The organism is Halomonas sp. (genome assembly GCF_014859505.1).
Taxonomy (GTDB): domain Bacteria; phylum Pseudomonadota; class Gammaproteobacteria; order Pseudomonadales; family Halomonadaceae; genus Halomonas.
Map to the genome: position 1 here is coordinate 1 of NZ_JACUUD010000119.1, position 7,745 is coordinate 7,745.

The window sequence follows — 7,745 nt, forward strand, 5'->3', positions numbered from 1 at the left end:
CCTCGCCGCCTTGGTGGCCATGGTGGAACAGCAGCGAGGAGGGCAGCGCGATGCAGCCTGAGCAGCAGGGAATCGAGGTGGCGGTACTGGTCTCGGTGGGGCGCCACCCCCTCACCGGGCGCGCGCGGCGCGCCGACCAGGATGCCCGGGGCCTGGAGCTGGCCCTGGGTCTGGAGCGCCAGCTGCCCGGCAGCCGGGTGAGTCTCTTGCATGCCGGTCTGCGTAGCGAGGAGGGCGAAGCGGCGCTGCGCGGCTACTTGGGCATGGCCGCAGGCGCTGGCATGGGGCTGGACACCCTGACCCTGCTGGAGCAGGCCGAGGGCAGCGATGCCATCCCGGCCCTGGCCGAGCACCTGGCCGCAGCGCCGCCGCAACTGGTGATCACCGGGGCCCGGGCCGAACGCGGCGAGGGCTCGGGGCTGTTGCCCTATGCCCTGGCCGAGCGCCTGGGCTGGCCGCTGATCAATGGCTTGACCGCGGTGGAATCGATCGAGAATGGCGTGGCGACCCTGCTCCAGGCCCTGCCCCGGGGCCAGCGGCGCCGCCTCAAGGTACGCCTGCCGGCCATCGTCTGCGTGGATGCGGCGGCGCCGGCGGCTCGCCAGAGCGCCTTCGGCCCCGCTCGCCGAGGCGAGCTCGCGGCGACCGCGGTGGCCGCCGAGCCGGATCATGAGCTGGCCGAGTGGCAGCTAGCGCCGGCCCGCAAGCGCCCCAAACGCCTGAAGATCGTCAAGGCGGCCTCGGCCCGGGATCGCTTCAAGGCCGCCGCCGCCAAGGCGGAGGGTGGCAGCGGCCAGGTGCTGGAGGGCGTCTCGGCGGAGCAGGGCGCCGAGGCGATCCTCAAGCTGCTCAACGAGGAGGGCGTGCTGCGATAGCCGCTCGCTGTTCTCGCCGTGGCCTGCTGAGCAACCCCGGCCTTGGCCGGGGTTGCGCGTTTGCGTGTGTGCCAGGCATGGCGTGCCCCCTGATAAGGCCGCTCTCCCCTACGACGAGAAGGCGGCCTGTGATGTGTGGAAACGGGAAAGGTTGTGAAGAGCGCCTCCGTCGTGATGCGTCGCGACGGAGGCCGAGGGCTCAGCGAATAAAGCCCAGCTGACGCGGCAGGAACAGTGACAGCTCCGGTACGAAGGTGGTGATCAGCATCACCGGGATGCCCACCACGGCGATCAGCATCAGCGCCGGCGAGAAGGCCTTGTGGATGGAGACCCGGCCTATGCGGCAGGCCATGTAGAGGATCGGCGCCACCGGCGGACTGTTGGCGCCGATCACCACAGAACAGGCGACGATGGAGGCGTAGTGCACTGGATGCACCCCGGTCTCCACCATCAGTGGCAGGAACAGCGGCGCGATCACTACGGTCACCGAGACGTCGTCGAGCATGGCTCCGGCCAGGATCAGGAAGGCGTTCACCGCGATCAGGATCAGCAGCGGGTCGCTGATCATTAGGCTGATCAGCTCGGTGAGTTCCTGGGGCACCCGCTCGACGGCCAGGATCCGTCCGATCATGAAGGAGAAGAGCAGGATCAGGATGATCGAGCCGGTGGTCTCGGAGGCGGCGATCACGCTTCGATAGAAGCTCTTCAGCGTCTGGTCGCGATAGACCAGAAAGCCGACGACGATGGCGGCGAAGGCCGCCACGGCCGCCGCTTCGGTGGGCGTGAAGACACCGCCGTAGATGCCCCCGAGAATGATCACCGGTAGACACAGCGCCGGGAAGGCGTTGAGACCCGCCCGGGTGCGGGTGACCGGCTTGCCGCCCAGGCCACCGTCCTGCCCCGCCACCTCCTGGAACAGCCGCCCACAGGCGAAGCGGTTGACCAGGATCAGGCCGAGGATCAGCAGCAGGGCGGGCCCCACGGTGGCGGCGAACAGTGCGGCCACTGATTGGCGGGTCACCACGGCGAACAGGATCATGGTGATCGAGGGCGGGATCAGGATACCTAGCAGCGACGAGATGCCGAGCAAGGCCGAGGAATAACCGCGGGGATAGCCGCGCTGCTCCAGGGGCCCTACCATGATGGTGCCGATGGAGGCCACCGCTGCCGTGGCGGTACCGGCGATCGCCCCGAAGATCCCCGAGGCCAGCACCAGGGAGGCGCCCATGCCGCCGCGTCGCCGTCCCACCAGGGTCTCGATGAACACCACCAACCGTGTGGCGATGCCGCCGCTCTGCATCAGGTAGCCGGTCAGCACGAACAGCGGCAGGGCGATCAGGATCACCGAATCCACCGACCGGAAGCCCTGCATCATCAGGGAATTGAAATTGGCGTCGTAGATGAACGCCAGGTAGGCGAGCACCCCGGCAAAGGACCAGGCGATGGGCACGCCCACTCCCATCAGCACCACCAGCAGCAGAATCGCGAACAAGCCTTCCATCAGCGCTCCTCCCCCGGTGCCAATGCCGCATCACACGGCGTGGCGTTGAACTGGCGAATGCCGCTCAGCACATCGCGCACGGCGTAGCAGAAGCAACCGACGCTGGCGACCATGATCGAGGCCTGGGAAATCCATAACGGGATGGCCAGTTCCGGTGTGCGTTGCGGGCGTATCATGCCCCAGGCCAGCATCTTGTAGGCCCAGTAGACGAAGCAGGCGCAGATCACCGACACGATGCACGAGACCAGCGTCTTGTGCAGCGCGCGGGTCCGCGAGTCGCGAATCTGCAGCTCGAGGAAATCCACCACCAGATGCTCGTGGCGTCGGCTGGCGATCAGTGCTCCGGTCATGTAGAGCCACATGCCGGCAAGCATAACCAGCTCGAGCGTGCCAACCAGCGACCAGCCGAACACGTAGCGCGACAGGATCAGGAACATCATCAAGCCAACCACCAGCAGGCTCGCCACGAAAGCGATGAGATTAAGCAGCCCGCCGATCACATGATCGAGGCCGCTCCAGAAACCTTTTATGGCACCGTTCTTCATGCATCAGCCCCCAAGAAGCGGCAAATCGGCCCCATTCGGGCCGATTTGCATCAACAGTCAATATCCTCGCAAGCCTTATAGCGGCGAGGCGTTGGTGCGAATCACCTCGACGATCTCCTCGCCGATTTCGCGAGCCATCAGCGGCCAGACCTCGTCGCGGGCCCGCTGGGCGAACTCGCTCAGCTGCTCATCGGAGAGCTCAAAGTACTGCATGCCGTCCTCTTGGGCCTTGGCGATGTAGTATTTGTCCTGCTCCTGGGCGGCCACGAACTGCTCATCCATGATCGCTTCGGCGGCTTCGGTTACCACCTGCTGGTGCGCCTCGGAAAGCGACTCGTAGGCGTCCATGTTCATGGTCAGGATGCCGGTCATGAAGAAGTGCTTGGTATGGACGTAGTAATCTAGAATGTCGCGGAAGTACTCGTAGGGCCAATAGATGACGTTGCCGGCCTCGCCGTCCACCACCCCGGTCTGCAGCGCGGTGTAGACCTCACCCCAGTCGATGGCCGCGGTCTGGTAGCCCAGGGCCTGCATGGTCTGGGGAGCCGGGAAGACCGTCATGGTGCGCACTGCCAGATCGCTGGCCTCTTCCATGGTCAGCGCATACTTGCCGCGGGAGGCGACGCCATTGAAGCCTTCCGGCCAGGGACCGAAGAACTTCAGGCCGATGTCGGCGTAGATGTCGCCGAGCAGCTCATTGACCCAGCCACCAGGACGGTACGCGTCGAAGGCCTCGTCCCAGGAGAGGGTCATGTAGGGGGTGTAGATGACACCGATACGCCGATCGTAGGAGGTCATCGGCCAGTTGAGCATCATATGAATATCGCCTGTGACCAGCAGGTCGAAGACCTCCTGCTGCCCGCCCAGTTCGTTCTGGAAGAAGACATTGACCTGGATCTCACCGTCGGACTTCTCCTCGATCAAATGGGCCCAGTTTTCGAGGGCATCCCCGGCCGGCGACCCTTTGGTGCCGGAGTCGGTGGCCAGGCGCAGGGTGATGGCATTGGCGGAAAGTGATGCCCCCAGCAGGATGATGGCAGTCGACAGGGCGGTAACGGTGGGAAGAAGGGCTCCCTTGCGCTCGAATGTCATGACAGGCTCTCTCGGATGTTGTGATTGGCCTGCTCTGTTTATCCTCGACGTTGACGATGGTCAAACGCCATTCCCATGCCAAAAATTAGGATAAAAAAACTATGTATTGCAAATTTTGCAGAGTGTCAGGCTGCTAATCGGCCTTAATAAAGTAAATTCTGTTACTCTATGCCCCGTCGCACCAGCGGGAGCCCTAGACGCACGGTGCTCGCCGGTGTCGCCGCCGCCTCTCCGCAGGTCGCATCGGGACAGGGTTCTCGGTTTGCTCCATGGAAACAATGAAAAATTGATCTGAGTCATGGAATTGGAATGGGCTTTGCGATTTGGCCGGCGTGATCATGTGCTTTCGCAAAGAAAAAACCCCGGCCGCAGCCGGGGTCAGAGTGGGACAGCAGAGGAGTCAGCGGACGCCGGCCAGCACCAGGCTCTGCTGCTCTTCGCGCAGCCCCTTGACGAGGCTGAAGGCCATCACCAGCAGGACCAGGGTGAAGGGCAGGCCGGTGGCCACGGCGCCGGCCTGCAGGGCGCCGAGTGCGGCGCTGCCGCCGCCGTAGAGCAGGATGCCGGCGATCACGCCTTCCAGGGTGGCCCAGAAGACCCGCTGGCCGCGCGGGGCATCGGTCTTGCCGCCGGCGGTGATGCTGTCGATAACCAGTGAGCCGGAGTCTGAGGAGGTGACGAAGAAGATTAGCACGAGCAGGATCGCCAGGCTGGAGGTCAGGGTGGCCAGCGGCAGGTGCTCGAACATCTGGAACATGGCCAGGGAGACGTCACTGATGCCATTGGCGAGTTCGCCGACACCGGCCGAGGACTGGGCGAGGGCGGTGCCGCCGAAGGCGCTCATCCAGACGATGGTCACCAGGGTCGGCACCACCAGCACGGCGGCGAGGAACTCGCGGACGGTGCGCCCGCGCGAGACCCGGGCGATGAACATGCCGACGAAGGGTGACCAGGAGATCCACCAGGCCCAGTAGAACACCGTCCAGCCGTGGTACCAGGTGGTGTCGTCACGGCCGATCCAGTTGGAAAGTGGCACGATATGGCTGGCATAGGCCAGGGTCGTGGTCCACAGGCCGTTGAGGAACAGCAGGGTGGAGCCGGTGACCACCACGAAGGCCAGCAGCGCGAAGGCGATCACCATATTGATGTTGGAGAACAGCTTCACGCCGCCGTCGATGCCCCGCCATACCGAGAACAGCGCCACCACCGTGACGCCGACGATGATCGCCAGCTGGGTGCCGAGGGTGTTGGGAATGTCGAACAGGTAGTTGAGGCCGCCCGCCGACTGGGAGGCGCCGAAGCCCAGCGAGGTGGCCAGGCCAAAGATGGTCGCCAGGACCGCGGTGATGTCGATCAGGTGGCCGGGCCAGCCGCGTGCCCGGTCACCCAGAAGTGGGGTGAAGGCCGAGCGCAGCGACAGCGGCAGGCCGCGGTTGTAGGCGAAGAAGGCCAGGGAAAGGCCCACCACGCCGTAGATCGCCCAGGGGTGCAGGCCCCAGTGGTACATGGTGGCGCCCATGGCGGCACGAGCCCCTTCCGGGGTGCCGGCGGCGGCGTTCAGGGGCGTGCCGTACCAGTCGGTGTAGTAGGCCACCGGCTCGGCCACGCTCCAGAACATCAGGCCGATACCCATGCCGGCGGCAAACAGCATGGCGAACCAGGAGACCGTCGAGTACTCCGGTCGTGCCTGGTCGCCGCCCAGGCGTATCCGTCCCACCGGTAGCACGATCAGCGCCAGGCACAGCAGCACGAGGAGGTTGCCGGTGATCATGAACAGCCAGTCGAAGTGCTCGATGGACCAGCCGTGGGCCGCGCCCAACTGACTGTTGGCGGCATCGGGATAGATCAGGGCGTAGAGGATAAAGGCCAGGATGGCCAGGGCGGAGAGGGGAAACACGGGATTATGAAAGTCCAGGCCCAGCACCTGGGTATTGTCCTGCCCAGGCGACAGGATCGGGTCGTCGTCTTGTGTCATGGGGGTTCCTCAATGGTTGTTATTGGTGCCTTGCTTGAGGGTCGAGCGTGGGGCACGCCTCGGCCCCCGACATTGTTGTGTCCGCCGGCCGTGGAGAGTGTCGTGAAAGCGACCCGCGGATGTCCGAGGGCTCTCCCCCGGGGGGTGATGTCTCCCAGGGATACGCGGATGCCTTTATGGGACAAGTGCGAGGGCCTGAAAGGCCTAGGCTGGGCCGATGGCGTCAGGGTGCGCCGCCCCTTCGCAGCGCACCCGACGCCATGCCTGTCCCGATGTCCCGGGGCGTACAACAACAAGTCGTAGGAGCCAGCCATGAGTGCAGTCAATCGCGGCGTCGTCTATAAAGGCCCAGGTAAGGTCGATGTCGAAGCCATTCCCTATCCGGAACTGGCGTTGGGTAATCGCAAATGCGACCACGGCGTGATCCTGAAGGTCGTGACCACCAATATCTGCGGCAGTGACCAGCATATGGTGCGTGGCCGTACCACCGCGCCCTCCGGCCTGGTGCTGGGTCATGAGATCACCGGCCTGGTGGTCGAGTGCGGCCGCGATGTCGAATTCATCCAGCCGGGCGACCTGGTCTCGGTGCCCTTCAATATCGCCTGCGGCCGCTGCCGCAACTGCAAGGAAGGCAGGACCGGCATCTGCCTCAACGTCAACCCGGCGCGTCCCGGTGCGGCCTACGGCTATGTGGACATGGGCGGCTGGGTCGGCGGCCAGACCGAGTACGTCATGGTGCCCTACGCCGACTTCAACCTGCTGAAGTTCCCGGACGCCGACCAGGCCATGGAGAAGATCCGTGACCTGACCCTGCTCTCCGATATCTTCCCCACCGGCTTCCACGGCTGCGTCACCGCCGGCGTCGGCCCGGGCTCCACCGTCTATATCGCCGGCGCCGGTCCCGTCGGTCTGGCGGCGGCGGTCTCCGCCCAACTGCTGGGGGCGGCTTGCGTGATCGTGGGCGATATGATCGAGGAGCGCCTGGCCCAGGCGAGGAGCTTCGGCTGCGAGACCATCGATCTGACCCAGGACGGCGACATGGCCGACAAGTTCGAGGTGATCCTCGGCGAGCGCGAGGTCGATGCCTTCGTCGACTGTGTCGGGTTCGAAGCCCACGCCTGCGGCTGCAACCACGGCAAGGAGGCGCCGGCCACCGTGCTTAACTCGGCCATGTCGCTGACCCGCGCAGGCGGCCAGATCGGCATCCCCGGCCTCTACGTGACCGAAGATCCGGGTGCCGCCGACGCGGCCGCCAAGCAGGGCGCGCTGAGCATGCGCTTCGGCCTCGGCTGGGCCAAGTCCCATAGCTTCCACACCGGCCAGTGTCCGGTGATGAAGTACCACCGCCCGCTGATGCAGGCGATCCTGTTCGGCAAGGTCAAGATCGCCGATGCGGTCAACGTCCAGATGATTACCCTCGATCAGGCTCCCCAGGGCTACGCCGACTTCGATGGGGGCGCTGCGAAGAAATTCGTCATCGACCCCCACGGCAGTGTGGCCGCCTGAGGAGTACCTTAAGCGGCTGGCGGCTCAGACCAAGAGGCGGCGCGGCCAGCCATTTCGGGGTATCGACCCCCACGCCGGCCTGCCGTGGCCTTTCCCACAAAGAGCGACTCCATGACCGTCGAGACCGTCACCCCCAAGCGCCGTTTCCGTGGCAGGCCCCGTGGCCGTGACCTGCCCCCCGTTGCCCTGGCCGCGCTGCGCGAGCTGCTCGGCGACGAGCGCAGCGACCCGGCGCTGCGCCGCCGGGATCT

General features: G+C 65.4%; 6 protein-coding genes. 2 read left to right on the forward strand and 4 right to left on the reverse strand.

Going from position 1 to position 7,745, the window contains the following annotated elements; all coding sequences use genetic code 11:
- Positions 1 to 50 precede the first annotated feature (50 nt).
- Entirely contained in the window at positions 51 to 875 is an 825-nt protein-coding gene (locus tag IBX53_RS13065) for an electron transfer flavoprotein subunit beta (protein ID WP_290909946.1), read from the forward strand.
- A 199-nt stretch (positions 876 to 1,074) separates the two neighbouring features.
- On the opposite strand, the gene IBX53_RS13070 is transcribed toward IBX53_RS13065, so the two are convergent.
- The 4 genes from IBX53_RS13070 to IBX53_RS13085 form a co-directional block, all read right to left on the reverse strand.
- Complete coding sequence (locus IBX53_RS13070) at positions 1,075 to 2,376, reverse strand: TRAP transporter large permease (RefSeq protein WP_290909936.1); 1,302 nt, start codon at positions 2,374 to 2,376, stop codon at positions 1,075 to 1,077.
- Complete coding sequence (locus IBX53_RS13075) at positions 2,376 to 2,921, reverse strand: TRAP transporter small permease (RefSeq protein WP_290909938.1); 546 nt, start codon at positions 2,919 to 2,921, stop codon at positions 2,376 to 2,378. Before IBX53_RS13075 ends, IBX53_RS13070 begins: the two co-directional genes overlap by 1 nt.
- A gap of 75 nt (positions 2,922 to 2,996) precedes the next feature.
- Complete coding sequence (gene dctP / locus IBX53_RS13080; RefSeq protein ID WP_290909940.1) at positions 2,997 to 4,013, reverse strand: TRAP transporter substrate-binding protein DctP; 1,017 nt, start codon at positions 4,011 to 4,013, stop codon at positions 2,997 to 2,999.
- Between the two features lie 400 nt (positions 4,014 to 4,413).
- Positions 4,414 to 5,988: a BCCT family transporter gene (locus IBX53_RS13085; protein ID WP_290909942.1), complete on the reverse strand. Its 1,575-nt coding sequence runs from the start codon at positions 5,986 to 5,988 to the stop codon at positions 4,414 to 4,416.
- A gap of 312 nt (positions 5,989 to 6,300) precedes the next feature.
- On the opposite strand from IBX53_RS13085, the gene fdhA reads away from it, so the two are divergent.
- Positions 6,301 to 7,494 (forward strand): formaldehyde dehydrogenase, glutathione-independent, encoded by a 1,194-nt coding sequence (fdhA, locus tag IBX53_RS13090; protein WP_290909944.1) that lies wholly within the window; start codon positions 6,301 to 6,303, stop codon positions 7,492 to 7,494.
- The last annotated feature ends 251 nt before the right edge of the window (positions 7,495 to 7,745 follow it).